This is a genomic window from Alloscardovia venturai (genome assembly GCF_042676605.1).
GTDB classification, from domain to species: domain Bacteria; phylum Actinomycetota; class Actinomycetes; order Actinomycetales; family Bifidobacteriaceae; genus Alloscardovia; species Alloscardovia venturai.
This window is the reverse complement of the sequence record NZ_JBHTHQ010000021.1, coordinates 813,384-831,723: the sequence shown is the minus strand read 5'-3', so window position 1 is coordinate 831,723 and position 18,340 is coordinate 813,384. Positions and strand designations below refer to the sequence as shown.

The following is an 18,340-nucleotide window of genomic DNA, read 5'->3' as shown; positions in this document are numbered from 1 at the left end:
ATGACTTACAAGTTAGTATTGCTCCGTCATGGACAGAGCGCATGGAATAAGACAAATCAGTTCACCGGTTGGGTCGATGTACCTCTGACCGAGCAGGGTGTAGAGGAAGCAAAGCGTGGTGGTCAGCTTCTCAAGGAGAAGAATGTCCTCCCAGACATCGTTTTCACTTCTTTGCTTCGTCGTGCTATCAATACCGCTAATATTGCCCTTGATGCCGCAGATCGCCTCTGGATCCCAGTAGAGCGTTCATGGCGTCTCAATGAGCGTCATTACGGTGCTCTTCAGGGCAAGAATAAGACTGAAATCCGTGAAGAGTACGGTGATGAAAAGTTCATGATTTGGCGTCGTTCTTATGGCACTCCGCCACCAGAAATCGACCCAAACGATGAGTACTCTCAGAATAATGATCCTCGTTATGCAAATGCAGAGGTTCCGGAGACTGAAGCACTTTCCAACGTTGTTACTCGTGTAACTCCTTACTGGGAAGAAGCTATCAAGCCACAGCTTCGTGAAGGTAAGACCGTTCTCATTGCTGCTCATGGTAACTCTTTGCGTGCTATCGTTAAGATGCTTGACGGTTTGAGCGAAGAAGAAATTGCAAAGGTGAACATTCCTACTGCAATTCCACTTCTTTACGAGTTGGATGACGATTTTAAGCCTATCAAGCCACGTGGCGAATACCTCGATCCTGAGGCGGCGGCTGCAGGTGCTGCGGCGGTAGCAAATCAGGGTAAGTAGAGTAAAACACTACAAGTGAGGCGTAATTTACGTAATCTTACATGAGTTCAGCCTATGTGGTCTAGTGTAGGTTGAGCTTGAGGCTTGCAGAGTGGAGCCACCTTTGAGAGGTGGCTCCACTTTTATATGATGTCCATATATTGGCTACAGAAACGCTTATTTTATTGTGAGAATGTACAAAGTAGAAATAAAAAGGTAGACTTAGACAGTTATTTTTTAATGGAAGTTTTCAGAGATTAAAAGAATCCACGAAGGATTTCCATACACGTGAGGAGAAATTATGAAGGCACAGGGGGGTACAGTGTAAGTGGCTGTATCGCTGGGCATCTGTAATCGCCATGATTGTGATGTTTCTGAGTGCAACCGTGACAAGCTTTACGCTAAACCAAACTGTCGCTCATGCGGCAGGAACGCCATCGGCAGAGCATTCCAGCGATTCTGCAATGTGGAATACACTTGGCACAGAGTCGGGTAAGAAGGTAAGTGCTGGTCTGAAGGCTGATGCAAGTGTGGAAGTCTCTGACTCCAATGGGGCATATTTGAGACCTGCAAGCGATGGAAAGATACACATTAATACGAGTGGACAAATAACTGTAGATTATAAAGCAGAAATTACTCCGGGCGAAGGGCTTGACGAATCGCAGGACTACATTTTGGGACGTTGGGTTAAGGTGCGACTGTGCGGTACGGATATGCCACGACCGACTCGAAGCAACTTTACTTTTGCTGGTGGTACTGACATTAATGCTGTTACCTTTGACGTAAAAGACCTCCCTGCTGATTCGCAAGGCGATAATTGTTATGAAGTCACTTTTGGAAATCCATGGGTAGAAGGCCAAGACTTTGTTACGAATAATGGGAATAACAAAATCGTTTACCCAAATACGGAATTTACGCTTGGAAACTATTCAACGTATGATGTCATGTCAATTTCAGGACAAGATTTTCAAATTCCGTCAAAAATCACATACTCGAAGACTGTTCTAAAAAATTGCCTCAATACAGATCTCCATATGCATATGTCAACGAAGGCAACTGTAGGCCTAGTCGCTGATTCGAACCTTTTGCAGACTGATCCTCAGCCTGTCATTACATCTGGTCCAGATGCTTCTCAGTGCTGTGCAGCAGATTTCACATCTACGACCACGCGATACGGTGGTAACTTGGGTACATATCTCATGAACTTCATAGTTAAAACGACAGGTGCGCGTAATTCCCAGTTCTCGAACCTCAAAGTCACGGTTGACGGACAACCTTACGTAGAAGGTAGCGATTATACGGTAGAGCCTACTGAAATACAAGATGGTATGGCCGTCTTGCAAGGTAAGTTTGCTGGAGAATCTGCAGAGAAATTTACATCGGATAAATGGCTTGACGGTGATGGAGACCAAGCGCCACATACTATTGTGATTTCTGGCACGTTTACTGCGCCGTGCTGTACCATGAACGACAAGCTTATGGCGACCGTTGCTTTAGGTGTTGCACGTCCTCCTGAGGATGCCTCTGCCTTTGATGAGGACTCTGTTACTTTGACGACAAGCTATACATATAGCGTCAAGAAAGAAACGAGTGACAAGCCAGTAACTCTTCACACGAATGATGGGAATACATCTGTCACAAGGCACTATACGATTACTGTCACAAATAATGCGCCTACGACTCCTGGTAGCTCTCAATATTCTTCAGGGTCTATGAGCACTCGTGATGTGACAAGTAGCTCGAGCAGTGGACGTGAAAGTGACAGTAGTAGAAGCCGTACAATGCGCAGAGCTACAAGAGATTTTAGTACGTCTACGGCAGTTGCGGGGTCGTGCTTGGTCAGCTCGGCTCCTGTCTATGATATTCCTGCTACACCTGATGGGTTTACATTGGATTCTGTAACGGTTGATGGTAACTCGGCTGAATCTACACCACAAGGCTACCGCGTCACGCCTGGCGTTACTCTAAATCCTGGTCAGTCGCAGTCGTTTAACGTAGAAGTCACGTATGATGTGACGCCGAATAAACTTACGGCGGAACAAGTATCTAAGCTTCAGCAGTGTGCAGTATCAAACTCTACATCTCCTAATAAAACTTTAGGTATCTTCAACGAAACTACGATGTCTGGTGACTCAGATACAGAAGGGTATACGAATAATTACGTATGCACTCCTGTGTATGTTAAGACATCTATCAAGGTATCTAAGAAATGGGTAGACTCTGACAATCAAGAAGGCAAGCGTCCCGATTTTGTGAAAATTCAGCTTCTTGCTGATGGGAAAGCTGCCGAGGGAAAGACGCTTGAGCTCAAGTCTGAAAATGATTGGGCATCTTCTTTTGATAATCTTGATGCGATTAAAGATGGTAAGTTAGTTACTTATACTGTCGAGGAAATCGACGTAGCGAGTGGTTATAAGGCAGCCGTGGACGGCTCCATGCGTGAAGGTTATACTGTGACAAATACATACACTCCGGTGCCACAGCCGCAACCGATAGTACCGAACACACCTACCTCGAATAAACCACATACTCCGACGAAGCCTACTCAATCCTCTCAGCGGACTGTACCAACGGTCAAAGCATCAAATTCTAGTAAATCTAGTCAGTCAGCTCCAAGTCTTGCTCGTACAGGCACAGATGTGATAATGCAAGGGCTCGGCGGGGTGCTTGCGTTTGTTGCGGCAATCATTACTTTGGCATTGCGCAGGCGTGAAGTATGAGCTGAAATTTTTAATCACGATAAGTGATATGACGTGATAGACGATGCTCTTCAGTGAAGAATTTTTTCTGGAGAGCACGTATGTTTTAGGATACTTGGACTTTATCGGGCACCTTGTATGATAACGTACAGATTGCCCGATAAAATCCGAGTATCTACACTCTATGGTAGGATTGAGGCTACTCGATGAATTTAGGAACGCACCATTTCATGGCGTTCCTTTTTTGTGCTCTTTTTTCTCTTGTGAGAGCGAATAAAAGTTGCCGGTGCAACGGGTATGAGCGTGCTTTCTGCTTTATTTTTTGGTTTACGGATATGCGCGCTTGAATGAACAACCGCGTACGAATCCTCGTACCAACAGAAAGTAAAACTTAATGAAATTTGATGAACTCGGTCTTTCCGAGCCAATTTTGCGCGCCATTAATGATATGGGGTTTGAAGAAGCATCCCCGATTCAGGAAGCTGCTATTCCAGTAATGATGAGCGGCCGAGATATGATTGGTCAAGCTCAAACTGGTACAGGCAAGACAGCATCCTTTGGTATTCCAGTGCTCGAGAAGGTGGATTCTAAGAATTACGCTACTCAAGTCTTAATTTTGTCGCCAACGCGCGAACTTGCCATTCAGTCGGCTGAGGAGCTTCATCGTCTTGCGAAATACATGCACGGTGTCAAGATTCTCCCTGTCTACGGTGGTGCAGATATGATGCGTCAAATTCGTGGACTCAAAGACGGCGTACAGATTATCATTGGCACGCCTGGTCGTGTTATGGATCACCTGCGACGTAAAACAATTAAAACGGAAGATATTCATACCATTGTCCTTGACGAAGCAGATGAAATGCTCAATATGGGTTTCAGGGAAGATATTGAAACTATTCTTGACCAGATGCCAGATGAGCGCCAGGTAGTACTCTTCTCAGCGACAATGGCAAAAGCCATTATGGACATCACTACGAAATACCAGCGTGATGCCCAAACGGTCAAGATTGAGCGTACTGAGCTTACCGTACCAAATATCGACCAGTACTACTATGACGTAAGGCGCAAAGACAAGACTGAGGTCTTGTCGCGTTTGGTTGATTTCTATGCTCCAAAACTTTCAGTGGTCTTCTGCAATACAAAGGCTATGGTTGATCAGCTTGTGGAAAATTTGCAAGCACGTGGCTATGCGGCGGAAGCACTCCATGGAGATATGAAACAAGCTCAACGTGACCGTGTAATGAAGAAGTTCCGCGCGGGAAGTGTCGAAATTCTTGTAGCGACAGACGTGGCAGCTCGCGGTATCGATGTCGACGATGTCGAGGCTGTGTTCAATTACGATATTCCTCGTGAAGTTGAGTACTATGTTCACCGCATCGGACGTACCGGTCGCGCAGGGCGAGCGGGGCGAGCATTTAGCTTTGTTCGTGGTAAAGAAGTGTACAAAATTAAGGATATCCAGCGATATTGCAAGACAAAAATTGTCGCACAAAATATACCAAGCATGGCAGATGTGCAGGCGCAGAAAGTTGATAAAGTCATGGATGGTGTCGGTGCCATTATTGACGAAGGTGGACTTCGCGACATGATTGATGTCATCGAAAATGCTGTCAATATGTCTGACTATACCGCTATGGATATTGCAGCTGCATTCTTGAAGAAGGCTTTGGAGAGTGCTCAGGGTTCAGGCGAGGAGCTCGAAGAAAAGCATAATTCTCAGGCTCGTGACAAAGGTGAGCGCAAGCACAAGGACCGTGATAGGCGGGACGGCAAGAAGAAGCGTGATGAAAAGCGCAAGGCACAGTCTCGCCGTTTTGATGAAGGTCAAGTGGAGGAAGGTATAACTCGTTTCCGCATGAGCCTTGGTAAACGCCATAAGATTCGTCCGAATGATATCGTGCGTATTATCTCCTCAGAAGCGCATATCCCGGGCAAAGCTATCGGCGCGATTGAGCTGCGCGATGAGGCAAGCTTTGTAGAGCTTCCCTCTGACATGTCTGGTCAAGTGTTGAAAAGCTTAAAGAAGGCTAAGTTCAAGGGGAAGAAGCTCGGGTTGGAGTTGGCGTTTAGGAATTAAATAGCACGAACCGCATATAGTTTTTCTAACACTCAGAAGTTTTCGGACAGTGTGTACGATATCGTACACACTGTCCATTTTTGTGTGAGTGTCTAACAAACATAATGTGAAATACAAAAACTCCGCCTTGTATGACGCAGAGCGGAGAAAGTATCAAGCGTGCTGAAAATTAGTCGCCGTCGCCGTCGACGCCAATGAAACGGCTTGGGTCCTTTGTTGGGTCGAAACCAGAGACCATGTAAACCAAGCGACGTGCTACGGAAACAGCATGGTCGCCCATGCGTTCGTAATAGCGTGAGAGAAGAACAGTGTTAATGATTTGCTCGGTCGTCGCATCCCAATCGTCATTGCGCGCACTGCTGACGACAGACTCAAAGAGCTTATCCATGACGTCATCATTAATGATGAGCTGCTGCGCGGCATCCTCATCGTGAGATTTAACGAGATTTGTCAATGTTTGTGTAGTGGTGAGAGCAAAACTTTGCATGCGAGTGAAAGTATCAGCTATACGTGGAACGAAGGGAGAGTCAGGATATGTACTTCGAGACGTCTCAGCTATATGGCGCGCCAAGTCCCCCATACGCTCGAGGAGCGAAGCAATGCTCATGGTCGAGACAACGATACGCAAATCAGTAGCAACAGGAGATTGTTTAGCGAGCAGCGTTACACATTGGTCATTAATCTTATGCTCCAACGCATCGATAGCCTTATCGCCATCGATAACGTCCTGAGCGGTTTCAATATCTTGGGAGAAGAGAGCCTGACCTGCACGGTCTACAGCGATATGCACTGCGCTTGCCATAGCGATAAGGTCATCTGCTACTTGCTGCAGTTCTTCATTGAAAATTGCGCGCATTTTAACTCCTGAAGATATACGACTAGTTTTTCTTATTTTATGAGATACCATACCTTGAGCAGACGGAATTTTACCAATCCGTGTTTCTCGGTGTTTTATCGCGTGCTGTGGCACAATTAACATATGCACTTCGATGTCACGTCAGCGGTCACATTAGCCATCATGGTGGTGCTTGTCATCATCGCTATAGGGTCTGTTCTTGCGCTTATTTGGCGGTTGCTGTCGCCTGTCATAGCGCAGAATAAGAGCTTGTGGCGTGCTCTGCGTTCGTTTAATTGGCGTATGCGTTACTCTCGCCGTCGCTCGCAAAGTCGCAGTCAAAGTCACGATGGAGATGAGAGTGACGACGATGATGAGCTTGACTCCACAACGATTCGTGTGCTCTCTACTCTTGACGCCGCAACCATCGTGGTGGATAGTGATGATGAAGTGCAACGCGCATCATCGGCGACGTACCGGTGGGGGCTTGTAAAAAATGATGAAATCGTGAATGAAGAAATTCTGCATGCTATAAATGTTGTTCGCCGTGGGGAAGGACGACAGTGTTTTGACATCGTCACGTCTACTGACCCTGATTTTATAGCAGGCGCACTCGAGGACGAGGACACGTCCGAAGTGGCAACGCGACCATATTGGCTTAGCGTTGTCGTGCGCTCCATTAGTGAATCATTGATATTAGTACTGGTTACGGATAATAGCGAGGCCAAACGTTTTGCTCAAACTCGTGATGCGTTTGTAACGAATGTAGCAGAGCAACTTTTAGAGCCAACCCGGCGTATGGAGATTATCGGAGGCAGGTTAGAGACGACGGCGCATGAAGGAGAAGTCCGTTCCGATGGACACATTATTGCGGCACATGCTCGTCACTTGAACAAACTCGTAGCAGATCTTTTGCTTCTTATCCGTGCACAGGAGAAAGTTGTACCTTCGCCAGACAATAGGCTTAATTTAGGCGATATAGCGCGTAGCGTGTGTCACAAAGAGCAGGAGCGTGCGCAACGAGGAGTTATCATTTCTATGCGTGTCGCGGATAATATCGAGGTCAACGCGAGTGCAGAGCAGCTTGAAGCAGCGATTCAAAAGCTTGTAGCGAATGCGCTTAAATATTCTCTCGATAACGGTACTGTTACGGTAGTAGTAAGCCGTTCACGAGATGAGAAGTTTGGCGTCGTCAGAGTCATTGACACAGGACTCGGAATCAGTAAGGAAGATCAAAAACATATTTTTGAGCGTTTCTATCGTGGCTCTACTGCTTCGCTTGATAATGATGAAGATTCTGTAGGACTTGGTTTGGCGATTGTCAAGCATGTGGCTTTGACGCATCATGGTACGGTCACGGTGTGGAGTGCGCCTAGTCAGGGGAGCACGTTTAGCCTGTTTATTCCGCTTGCGACCAAGTAAAGATTTATAGAAAGATTTGTTGAAATCGTGCGACTTAGTTTTGTTGCATTAATGCCACGAGGCGGTACATCTGACGGTGATAGATTTCCCAGATAAGTCCTGCGATTCCAAATGCTACTCCCCATGCGCATACGAGCATCTCGTGATAGTGGATTCCCGCAGTAAAGAAGCGGAAAGCGCAGTACACTCCGGCGAGGAGCCATACAATGGTGCCAACGAGGAAGATTACATGCAAATCGACCTGCTCGGCATGAGGAGCAGGCTTACGCTGTTCAGGGTCGAAAATTGGTGCAATCTTCATACCCTCTACTCTAAAACGGAGTTACGATAACTTCTTGATAGCTTTAGCGAAGACTTTCCACGATATCGTCGATGCATTGCGTCAATTTTTGTACATCCGCAGTATCTACAGATGGGAACACCCCTATGCGCAACTGATTGCGACCCAAACCGCGATAACCAGCGATATCTACGATTCCATTTGCACGAGCTTGCTTGATGATGTCAGCAGCTGCGAGGTTATCATCGAGATCTACAGTCACTACCACGGTAGAACGTGCATCACGGTCAAGAACGAAAGGTTTACAGTAGTCGCTATGCTCTGCCCAGTTGTAAATAATTTCAGCAGATTGTGCACAATGTCGTGCGGTCCATGGCAGCCCGCCCTGCGAAATAATCCAGTCTATTTGATTTTTCATCAAAATAAGAGTAGCTATCGCAGGCGTATTGAGAGTTTGATTCTTACGGGAATTTTTAACGGCGGACGTTAGAGAGAGGAACGGTGGAATCCAGCGCTGAGCTCTCGTATTAGCATTGTCATTGCCACTATCGTTGCTATCGCCAACAAAGTCGCCAGCGGCTTTCTCGATGCGTGCGGCGCGCTCTATCGCTGCCGGAGAGAGAATAGCGATCCATAGACCTCCGTCGGATCCAAACCCTTTTTGCGGCGAGAAGTAGTAAGCATCAACTTCACTGACATCAATGTAGGTTCCTGCCGCTGCAGATGTGCCATCGACGAGCATGAGCGCATCTGAATCCGCACCTGCTATACGATGAACGGGAGCAAGCACACCAGTAGATGTCTCATTATGAGCCCATGCATATGTGTCTACGCCTTCTGTGGCTTCAGGAAGTTTATACGTGCCGTAATCGCCGGAGAATACGACAGGGGCGTCGAGGAATGGCGCGCTCGCTGCGCTTGCGGCAAACTTTGCGCTGAAAGAGCCAAAAGAACCAAATGCGGCACGTTTTTCAATAAGGCACGCCGTTGCAATATCCCAAAAAGCAGTAGCGCCACCATTGCCCAAAACGATTTCATAATCATCAGGGACACTATAGAGAGTACGAATGCCATCTTGGATACTAGCAACGAGGTCTCTGACAGGTGCTTGGCGATGAGACGTACCCATAAGCTGCGCGCCGGCATCAGACAAATAGTCAAGCTGTGCCTGACGAATCTTACTTGGACCACTACCAAAACGACCGTCACTAGGAAGCATTGCATAGTCAATGTAATGCTGGTGGTCTTCATGAGGTGTGTTGCGGGAAAGCTCGTGAGTCATAGTTCGATGCTAAGCCGAAAGTCTCCTGTCGTTGTACCAAAGTCCACCTTGTGGTCGTCTCTCAAGGTTGATTCAAGTTGATTATGGTCAGGCATGTGGGTAGAATAAGACGAGTCCCAACCAAGGAGTGATTTTTATGAAGCATGCAGCGCACAAGGCTACACCTGCCAAGCGCACTGCTAAGCACGCTAGTGCTTTAACTTCTACTCTTGCAACAGAAACTCTTGAGCAAGCAGTTACCCGTGAAGTAAATGCCATGCCGCGCACTCGGCGTGAAAGGCGTGAATATGCCAAGACTCGCGCTCGCAAACTTCGTTTTACAGCATCAAGTGCAGTGGCTATGCTCTTTGGGACTATAGGTACAGCGATTGCTGCGTCGGCACATACAAATCTTTTGGACACGACGGTGGCTGCGGCTGCTGCAGTCGACAATTCGAATACTGTAAAGCCGACGATGACTAATGCGCATGACACAGTGTCACGTTCTACTGAGCGTGCTACATTGACGACGGAAGTGCAGACTACACGTGTTGCTGGCGAAAGCTGGGATTTGAATTCGTCATCGGCGAGTCTTGATTTAAACAACCTTTCTCAGCAGAAGGGGTATGGTATCAAGGCGACTGAGGTGGATCATCCAACGGGTGATACAGGGAATGCGTACCCGTTCTCTCAATGCACGTGGTGGGCTTATACTCGCCGTCATCAACTTGGGCTACCGGTCGGCTCTTATTTCGGTAACGGTGGGCAGTGGGCAAATTCTGCGCGTAAGCTTGGATATACCGTGGACCATACGCCTGAGGTTGGAGCGATTATGGTCTTCGCACCTGGGCAGGCTGGCAGTGACCCTACATACGGACACGTGGCCATCGTAGAGAAGATTAATTCAGATGGTTCTATTGTGACGTCTGAATGCGGCGCGGTTATGCAAGGGAAGACGTATTCCAAGACGTATACTAATACTGCTGATTTTCAATATATCCATTCATAAAATTTCATCTCTTGACCGTAATTTGACCTTGTTTTGGGTCTAGCTTGCACAAGTTGAACCGTGCCCACGTCTATTTTTTATATTCTTCTACATTCCGCTACTTGTGACGCGAGGATAGTACGTGTGGAATTTACGATACTGATTGAGACGCTGCAAATGAACGGTCGCCCACCGACGAAGGTTTGATTTATCACTCGTTAAGAATGGGTCAAGGAATTTACCGCTATTATGTAAATTCGTAACATCTTCTAAAATCGCGTCATCGGTGATGTAGCGCTTTAGCAGACGGAAAGGTACGAGGGAGTAGAGATACTCCTCATGTACAGTGTCGGTTTGATTTGTGTAATCCGCAAAAACGAGGTCACGAATTGTGGCAAAAGCCGGATTCGCGCCACCTGCAGTAGTGACATAGACGTTGCGGCCAGGGCGAGGGTTAAGCTCGAGAAAATGATATGATCCATCACGAGGGTCTACCTTGACATCAAAGTTTGCAAACCCTCGCCAGTTTAGAGAGTTAAGAAGTTGGCGCGCTCTTTCAATGATTTCAGGCTCTGGGCGAGCAATCATTGATACTGGGTTGCCAGCCTTTTGTGGTGTGTGATCTTCCAGTAGTACTTGCGCTGAACCTGCGAAGGATAGATGCACACTCGCATCAATGTAACACGTAAGATAGCGCATCTGAGTATCGTCACCGGGGATAAGCTCTTGAATGACGACATCGCCGTCGTATGAACTCTTTGTGAGGGTACGCATAACTGCATCGAATTGGTGCTTATCCTTTGCCGTGTAAAGTTTCTTTTTTCCAGCAAAATGAGCAAGATTGTACTCACTAAAATTATTCGGTTTAATGACGACTGGATAGGATATGTCGAGTGCGAAAGAGTGCGGCTCGTGACGCAGTTGTGCGATATTGAGATTTTGAGTGTGAGGATGGCTGATGTTAGCTTTTTTACAGATGTGCGCAAATTCTACCTTGCTTGTCGCGCGTTTCATAATCTCATAATCAGCGTACGGGATTTCATATTCATCGCAGAGCTCATCGCGATTTTTAGCTATAAATAAGGCGTGCCAGTCACTGTTTCCAATGAGAATAAGTTTGTCGTGAGGGTGCTTGCGTGCGATTTTATGGAGCGTAGTAAGAAGTAACTGCTCATCAAGGAGACGTTCAATGTGAGTAATCGTGAAGAAATTTGAAAGTCGTATTGCTGTAATGGGGCGAGGCGCTATACAGATGGACTGGAGATGATAAGCTTCGAAGTAGTTGCGCCCCATATTATACGCACCTAAATCGCCGCCGATAATAACAGGGGTAACGATTTGAGAATTCATCGCCGTAGAGTTTAACGGAATTTTCCTTACTGCGCAAATTAAATCGGTAATAGCGAAAAATGATTACTTGAAATGCACTGTATACTACCCGCGATTTTATCCCAATTTTTATCGAAATGAGATACCATAGAACTACACCGCAAGCGATGAAGCTTAAGGTGGGGTCAAAGGAGGCTCACAATGACACGGTATAACAAAGCAATCTTAGTGGGCGTAGACGGTTCAGAGGCAGCATATAAGGCAGTGTGGTGGGCAGCAAACTATGCGCACCATGCAGGGCTGTCGCTTCATATTGTTAGCGCGTATACACTTCCTAGCTATTCCGCGGTATCTTTCGACAGTACATATGTGGCGATAAATGATAACGGCGAGGTGCGTCACGATGCGCAGGAAATTTTAGCTCGCGCTAAAGCCATTGCCGTCAAGCAAGGAGTAGATGTCACTACCCTCATCGTGACAGGAGAGCCATCGTCCGTCTTTGTAGAATTATCACGTAACTATAACCTCGTCGTCATTGGCAACCGTGGCAAAGGCGGTCTTGCAGAACGGCTCCTCGGTACTACATCGTCGAGCTTACCTGCGTATGCATATTGCCCTATTGTGGTGGTGCCTTACACTGACGATGAGGGGAATAAGGTCCATCTCAACAATCAGATTTCGCATGTGGTCGTCGGTGCGGACGAGTCGAAGTGGGGATTGAAAGCGCTAGACACTGCAGCGCAGTTTGCTGCGTCGTGGAATGCGCATCTCACTGTCGTCAGCGCGGTGCCAATTCTGGGGAATCTGACGAATTCAGAGATGACGAGTGTTCTTGATTCGTATGCGGATGATTTGCATACTCGTCTTGACCCATTGCGCGTGCAATTCCCAGATTTAGACATCGAAGAGAAAGTCGCTCCGGGTACTGCTGTAGATGCGTTAGAAGCGGCACTGCCTGATAATGATTTGGTCGTCGTAGGTTCGCGCGGTAGGGGAGGCTTGACTGGTCTGCTCTTTGGATCAGTTTCTCAGGCGCTCCTGCAGCACTCCGACAAGCCGGTTTATGTGGTACCTCGGCGATATGTGCAAGCAGCCGAGAGTGAGCTTGACACCATTCCAGACTCACCAGATGAAGTCTCGACGAAACCTCTCGAGGAGATTGGCGGTGTTGAATCTGCGCCAGTTACACAAGCGGACACAGAGGTTGTGTCGGCGTTGGAGGATGCTATCGACCCACAGGAGTAGGGGAATCGTTGCAAAAGTAGGAACAGATAGGGCTAAACGAATACGAAAAATCCGTTTTCTGCTTCTCTGATTAATGATTCCCGTTTTATTCTCCATGCAGACTCTGCGCAAAAGAGCGTCACTACTCGCATTTAACGAGGGTGGCGCTCTTTAGCTCAACTCTTTAGTTCATCGCAGTTTCACACGTATGTCGGTGTTGCACCTTAGTGTTTTATTTCGATATCCATACGCACTGGTGTCTCAATCTCGTATGTGTGCTTCACAGTGCATCCCTTATCGATATGACGGCGAACACGCTCGGCAAGCTTTTCGGCAGCAGCCTGGTCAAGACCTGCATCGAGTGCATCTACGACGACTTGTTCATTGAAGTTAAGGTAACGATCGTTATCGTTGTCATACGTGGCGTCCACGACGATTCGCGCACCTTTGCCTTCGCCTAGTGCAGATTCTACTGCGAACTGGCTTGATAGTCCTGCGCATGCCGCCAGTGCAATTTTGCTCAGCTCGCCGGGAGTAAAGACGGCTCCATCTGCCGCGCGACCAAACTTAATGTGTGCGCCACGGTCGTTAAATGCATCCCATGAGCCGTCATCGTTGCGTTCTACCCACAAGCGTGTCATGGTTTTTCTCCTTCTCGTGTGGAGGATTCATATCGAACGGTAATCCGCAATACGCGGAATTTGCATTAAATTATGCCAATACTTTTCATAATAGCTTGATGACGATGTTTATTCCGAAATTTCTAATGAGCGCTATGCGTCGCTGTGGCGCCGCTATGAATTATGCTCCGTGCTAACCTAGCGGTATGGCACTGACAATTCATGAACTTGAAGAAATACGTTCGCGTATCCCGGAGCGTCCGAAGACGGACATTGAGATGCCGTATGAGGACACCGTGAGAGACATTCTTCTGAACGGCTCGCTCAAATCTGATCGCACTGGAACGGGTACGGTCTCAGTATTTGGGCGCCAGATGCGATTTGACCTCACCAAGTCATTTCCGCTACTGACGACAAAACGTGTATTTTTCAAAGGCATAGCCTACGAGTTGCTATGGTTTTTGAAGGGCTCACAGAATGTGAAATGGCTTCAAGAACACAACGTTCACATATGGGATGAATGGGCAGACGACAACGGTGACCTCGGTCCGGTTTATGGCGTCCAGTGGCGCAGCTGGCCTGCCCCGACGGATGATGACCCTGACCACACCGTCGATCAAATTGCGAATGTTATGGAGCAGCTCAAAACGAATCCTGATTCTCGCCGCATGATTGTGACCGCATGGAATCCGGCAGTGGTTGATCAGCAAGCGTTGCCTCCGTGCCATTCGTTGTTCCAGTTCTATGTAGCAGATGGGAAACTCTCCTGCCAGCTTTATCAGCGCAGTGCAGACATGTTCCTTGGAGTGCCGTTTAACATTGCATCGTACTCATTGCTCACACTTATGATGGCGCAGCAAGCTGGGCTAGAACCAGGGGAGTTTGTGTGGACCGGTGGGGATTGTCATATTTATGACAATCATATGGAGCAGGTCTTAGAGCAGCTCTCGCGCGAGCCTTACCCGTACCCGCAAATGGTACTCAAGAAGGCAGACTCTATTTTTGACTACTCATACGATGATTTTGAGATTGTCAACTATCGATATCATCCTACTATTAAGGCTCCCGTGGCTGTTTAGGCAGGGGACTATCGGATTATTGTGAGAATTTGCTGTGGGCAAGTGTTGCTATGACATTTGCCCATTTTGTTTGTTAGACTAGTGCTTGTCTTTTAACGTCAAGGAGTTTTTGATATGGAGCATGACAGTAGCCGTAGCGGCTATCACCAACTTCAGCCCGAATCGGCCGGGCATAATGTCCACAACTTTGCGGATGACGCCGATATGGAGTGGGATAGCGATGACATCGAAGCATCGACACACCAACTCAAACCTTACGTAAATCTCATTTGGGCGCAGGGCTTTGCTCCCGACGGTACTCCCGGTGCAATTGGTAAAGATGGGTCTATGCTGTGGCGCTTAAGTGAAGACATGAAGTATTTTAAAGATAGGACTATCACGCATCCAGTCATCATGGGGCGTAAGACGTGGGAGTCATTGAGTGAACAGTATCGACCATTGTCTAACCGTGATAATTATGTCATCTCACGTAATCCGAACTTTACCGCGGCAGGTGCAACGGTCATGGATTCTTTGGAAGATGCTATAGAGCTTGCTTCTCAACCGACAATCCCTGATGACGGTGTCCGCCGTGACGAAGTGTGGATCATAGGTGGAGCTCAGATATACAATGCAGCTCTTCCTTTTACTGATGCTATTTATATCACTGATGTAGACATCCATATTGATGCGGATACGTTCGTGCCGGATATGTCTCGTGAGATTGCGGCAGGCCGATGGAGCGAGGAAATTATTCAGGACTGGACAACTCCTCGTAATAGTACAAATGATATCTCACGTTTTCGTTTCCGAGTCTTGAGACGAGTTCAGTGAGATTTTGAGATTTATGATGATTTGTTAAATTCGACTCCTCATAGTCGCCACTTCACCTCAGAGAAACGAGAGAAGCTATGTACACTATCATGACTGTATGCACGGGCAATATTTGTCGCTCACCAATGGCGGAAATAGTATTGCGTAAGTACGTCGAGGACGCTGGACTATCTGACCGCGTGCAGGTTAAATCGTCAGGCGTCTCGTCAGAGGAACATGGCAATCCTATAGACCGTCGTGCTCAGCGCGCTCTAAGGCTACGCGGCTATGAGTTACCATCTCACCACTTTGCTCATCGGATTTCGCGCGACGAGGTGGAGGAGACTGACTTATTCCTCCCGATGACGGCATCGCACAAGGCGTCATTACTTCGCATGATTCCTTCGACTTTGGCGAGCGAAGTCCATATGTATCGTAGCTTTGACCCAGCGTTACCTGAGGTGGGTGCAGCGGAAGAGTATCGTATTGATTTGGCTGATCCGTGGTACGGCGGGCCAGAGGACTTCGAGGTTGCTCTTGACCAAATTGAGCAGGCTGCACCATACATTGTCGATTGGGTCGAAGCACAGCTAGATTAGTCTCGTTACTTTCGCCGTTTTATTATTCGACACTTCTTCATGTGATTTTATGCAATAAAACTTTCGTTTGTGCAAGTACTGCACACGTTGCATAACGCATCCTTACAGTGATAAGTGGGCATGAAGATTTATGCCCACTTATCACTGTAAGCGTTAACGCTTGATGAAGTACTCCTTGTACCACGTCAAGAAGGAGAAGATAGTCCATACTTTACGACGGTTGTTTGCCTTCTGGGTATAGGTATCATCAAGCAGTTTAAGGATGGCAGGCTGATCAAAGAACTCTGTAACGAAATCTTCTTCGAAGAGACCACGCACGTGCTTGTAGTACTTTTCTGTCTCCAACCATGATTTGATAGGGGTAGGGAAACCCATCTTTGGACGGTTAAACCAGCCCTCAGGCAGGTGGCGTGCTGCAGCCTCGCGCATGGCATACTTGGAAGTCTTGCCGTGGACGAGATACGGAGTCGGAACTTTCTGTGCTACTTCCATGACTTTTCTGTCGAGGAATGGCACACGAAGTTCGAGGGAGTGAGCCATCGCCATCTTGTCAGCCTTGAGAAGGATATCCTTGGCCATGAAATGGTGGAAGTCGTTGTACTGCATCTGTTTAATGTGACTCAAGCCTTCAGTCTTATCAAAGATAGGATTCAAGATGTCTGATACAGATGGAGCATCTTTGAACTTATCGGTAACGAGATCAGATGCCTCCGCCTCATCGAAAATCTTCGCTTGTCCCACAAAAAAGTTGCGCGGCTCCTCTAATGTACGCTCGAGATGGAGCTTACCCTTAAAGTTCGGCATCTTCTTGAGCAACTTCACAATGCCTTGCTTTGTGCCTTTCGGAAGTTTACTAAGTGCATTTGCAAGACTGATGACGGCGCCGGAAGTAGTCCATGGACCATAATCAGCATAGCCGCCGAACATTTCATCTGCGCCTTCGCCACTCATGACGACTCGTACTTCGCGAGCGGCCAGCTGAGCGAGGAAGTAGAGAGGTACACAGCTTGGATTCGCATCAGGCTCGTCCAAGAAGTACTGGATAGCAGGGAAAGCATCAAACGCCTCATCGCCAGAAATAATGCGCGACTCATGGTGGATGCCGAGTTTGTCGGTCAGTTGCTCAGCATAAACCGCCTCATTGTAAGTCTTGTCAAAGCCGACAGAGTACGTCTTGTCTGGCTTAAGAACTGCCGCGACGTAGCTTGAATCCACGCCAGAGGAGAGGAATGAGCCTACTTCTACGTCAGCTATGCGATGCGTCTTGATAGACTCGCAGACAGCCTTGTCGATAGAGTCAATGACATCTTCAAGCTTTTCGTCGCTCTCTTGGAATGAGCTATCCCAATATTCCTCAATAGTCATTGAGCCATTATGATAGGTGAAGCAATGACCTTCTTTCAGACGATATACGCCCTTAAAGAAAGTTTCCTCATCGAGTGCAGAGTACTGGAACTCAAGAAATGGACGCAATGCGCGATGATTAAGCTCTTTCTTGAAAAGTGGGTTGGGTAGGAAACTCTTAATTTCCGAGCCATAGATAAGACCGCCATCCTCAAGCTTTGCGTAGTAGAACGGCTTAATTCCGAAGTGGTCGCGTGCGCCAAAGAGAGTTTGACTCTTCATATCCCAAATAACGAAAGCAAACATACCACGGAGTCGCTTGACGACGTCTTTGCCCCACTGTTCATAGCCGTGAAGAATGACTTCAGTATCAGCGTGAGTGGTAAATGTGTGTCCTGCCTTCTCGAGCTCGTCTTTCAAGGTGCGGAAGTTATAAATCTCTCCATTGAAGGTGATGACGAGGGAATGATCCTCGTTATAGATAGGCTGGCTTCCGCCTTCAAGATCGATAATGCTGAGTCGTCGGAAACCGAGAGCTGCTGTATCGTCAATGAACGAGCCTTCACTGCTTGGTCCACGATGGATAATAGTATCCATCATTGCCTTTAACGCAGTATACTTGTCATCCAAACTAGGGGTGATGAAGCCGACGATTCCGCACATAGATGTGAAACTCCTCATTATGAAATTCTTTATAGAGTTTACCGTATGAAGTGTGAATATTTGGGTTATATGCCAAAAATTGCGTACTGCAAGTGAAATTGTCAGTAACTAGTAAAAAAGCCCGCAAGTTGCGGGCTAGTGGTGGCTCCGACCGGCGTCGATCCGGTGACCTTACGATTTTCAGTCGCACGCTCTACCAACTGAGCTACAGAGCCATGGAAAAACAAAACCCGGATAACCGGGCTATTATTCCAGCGACTCCGACCGGACTTGAACCGGCGACCTCCGCCGTGACAGGGCGGCGCTCTAACCAACTGAGCTACGGAGCCACGATTGCGTTGTGCAACCAAGAGAAGACTATACAGAAGTTCTTCCTTCTTCGCAACTTGGATGTAAAAAAGCTCTAGAAAC

The 18,340-nt window shown here is 47.4% G+C and carries 15 protein-coding genes and 2 tRNA genes; 9 read left to right on the top strand and 8 right to left on the bottom strand.

Going from position 1 to position 18,340, the window contains the following annotated elements; genetic code table 11:
• The 3 genes from ACFQY8_RS06950 to ACFQY8_RS06940 all read left to right on the top strand — a co-directional run bounded on the left by ACFQY8_RS06950 (position 1) and on the right by ACFQY8_RS06940 (position 5,493).
• Positions 1-738 (top strand): phosphoglyceromutase, encoded by a 738-nt coding sequence (locus ACFQY8_RS06950; RefSeq protein WP_377939160.1) that lies wholly within the window; start codon positions 1-3, stop codon positions 736-738.
• Between the two features lie 338 nt (positions 739-1,076).
• Complete coding sequence (locus ACFQY8_RS06945; protein ID WP_377939159.1) at positions 1,077-3,437, top strand: Cna B-type domain-containing protein; 2,361 nt, start codon at positions 1,077-1,079, stop codon at positions 3,435-3,437.
• Positions 3,438-3,810: 373 nt separating this feature from the next.
• A complete protein-coding gene (locus ACFQY8_RS06940; RefSeq protein WP_377939158.1) occupies positions 3,811-5,493 on the top strand; it encodes a DEAD/DEAH box helicase in 1,683 nt (560 codons plus the stop codon).
• A gap of 169 nt (positions 5,494-5,662) precedes the next feature.
• Here ACFQY8_RS06940 and phoU read toward each other — a convergent pair whose 3' ends face one another.
• Positions 5,663-6,349, bottom strand: a complete 687-nt coding sequence (gene phoU / locus ACFQY8_RS06935; protein ID WP_377939157.1) for a phosphate signaling complex protein PhoU — start codon at positions 6,347-6,349, stop codon at positions 5,663-5,665.
• Between the two features lie 123 nt (positions 6,350-6,472).
• On the opposite strand from phoU, the gene ACFQY8_RS06930 reads away from it, so the two are divergent.
• On the top strand, positions 6,473-7,750 hold the full coding sequence (locus tag ACFQY8_RS06930; protein ID WP_377939156.1) for a sensor histidine kinase: 1,278 nt from the start codon (positions 6,473-6,475) through the stop codon (positions 7,748-7,750).
• Positions 7,751-7,784: 34 nt separating this feature from the next.
• Here ACFQY8_RS06930 and ACFQY8_RS06925 read toward each other — a convergent pair whose 3' ends face one another.
• Entirely contained in the window at positions 7,785-8,051 is a 267-nt protein-coding gene (locus ACFQY8_RS06925; RefSeq protein WP_377939155.1) for a DUF2530 domain-containing protein, read from the bottom strand.
• Between the two features lie 43 nt (positions 8,052-8,094).
• Entirely contained in the window at positions 8,095-9,249 is a 1,155-nt protein-coding gene (gene serC, locus ACFQY8_RS06920; RefSeq protein WP_377939209.1) for a phosphoserine transaminase, read from the bottom strand.
• Positions 9,250-9,448: 199 nt separating this feature from the next.
• Between serC and ACFQY8_RS06915 the strand changes: the two genes are divergently transcribed.
• Positions 9,449-10,300 (top strand): CHAP domain-containing protein, encoded by an 852-nt coding sequence (locus ACFQY8_RS06915; protein WP_377939154.1) that lies wholly within the window; start codon positions 9,449-9,451, stop codon positions 10,298-10,300.
• Between the two features lie 87 nt (positions 10,301-10,387).
• On the opposite strand, the gene ACFQY8_RS06910 is transcribed toward ACFQY8_RS06915, so the two are convergent.
• Positions 10,388-11,629, bottom strand: a complete 1,242-nt coding sequence (locus tag ACFQY8_RS06910; RefSeq protein ID WP_377939153.1) for a carboxylate--amine ligase — start codon at positions 11,627-11,629, stop codon at positions 10,388-10,390.
• A 180-nt stretch (positions 11,630-11,809) separates the two neighbouring features.
• Between ACFQY8_RS06910 and ACFQY8_RS06905 the strand changes: the two genes are divergently transcribed.
• On the top strand, positions 11,810-12,853 hold the full coding sequence (locus ACFQY8_RS06905) for a universal stress protein (RefSeq protein ID WP_377939152.1): 1,044 nt from the start codon (positions 11,810-11,812) through the stop codon (positions 12,851-12,853).
• Between the two features lie 203 nt (positions 12,854-13,056).
• Here the strand turns inward: ACFQY8_RS06905 and ACFQY8_RS06900 are convergent, their stop codons facing one another.
• The gene (locus ACFQY8_RS06900; RefSeq protein ID WP_377939151.1) at positions 13,057-13,473 is read right to left on the bottom strand and encodes an OsmC family protein; all 417 of its coding nucleotides are present in this window, start codon (positions 13,471-13,473) and stop codon (positions 13,057-13,059) included.
• A gap of 185 nt (positions 13,474-13,658) precedes the next feature.
• Between ACFQY8_RS06900 and ACFQY8_RS06895 the strand changes: the two genes are divergently transcribed.
• The 3 genes from ACFQY8_RS06895 (at position 13,659) to ACFQY8_RS06885 (ending at position 15,922) form a co-directional block, all read left to right on the top strand.
• Positions 13,659-14,531, top strand: a complete 873-nt coding sequence (locus ACFQY8_RS06895) for a thymidylate synthase (protein ID WP_377939150.1) — start codon at positions 13,659-13,661, stop codon at positions 14,529-14,531.
• A 114-nt stretch (positions 14,532-14,645) separates the two neighbouring features.
• Positions 14,646-15,344, top strand: a complete 699-nt coding sequence (locus tag ACFQY8_RS06890) for a dihydrofolate reductase (RefSeq protein ID WP_377939149.1) — start codon at positions 14,646-14,648, stop codon at positions 15,342-15,344.
• A 77-nt stretch (positions 15,345-15,421) separates the two neighbouring features.
• Entirely contained in the window at positions 15,422-15,922 is a 501-nt protein-coding gene (locus ACFQY8_RS06885; RefSeq protein WP_377939148.1) for a low molecular weight protein-tyrosine-phosphatase, read from the top strand.
• A gap of 153 nt (positions 15,923-16,075) precedes the next feature.
• Here ACFQY8_RS06885 and asnB read toward each other — a convergent pair whose 3' ends face one another.
• The 3 genes from asnB to ACFQY8_RS06870 form a co-directional block, all read right to left on the bottom strand.
• Positions 16,076-17,929, bottom strand: coding sequence for an asparagine synthase (glutamine-hydrolyzing) (gene asnB, locus ACFQY8_RS06880; RefSeq protein ID WP_377939147.1), 1,854 nt, complete (start codon positions 17,927-17,929; stop codon positions 16,076-16,078).
• Positions 17,930-18,068: 139 nt separating this feature from the next.
• Positions 18,069-18,144, bottom strand: a tRNA-Phe gene (locus tag ACFQY8_RS06875).
• Between the two features lie 40 nt (positions 18,145-18,184).
• Positions 18,185-18,258: transfer RNA gene (locus ACFQY8_RS06870), tRNA-Asp, on the bottom strand.
• Positions 18,259-18,340: the final 82 nt, after the last annotated feature.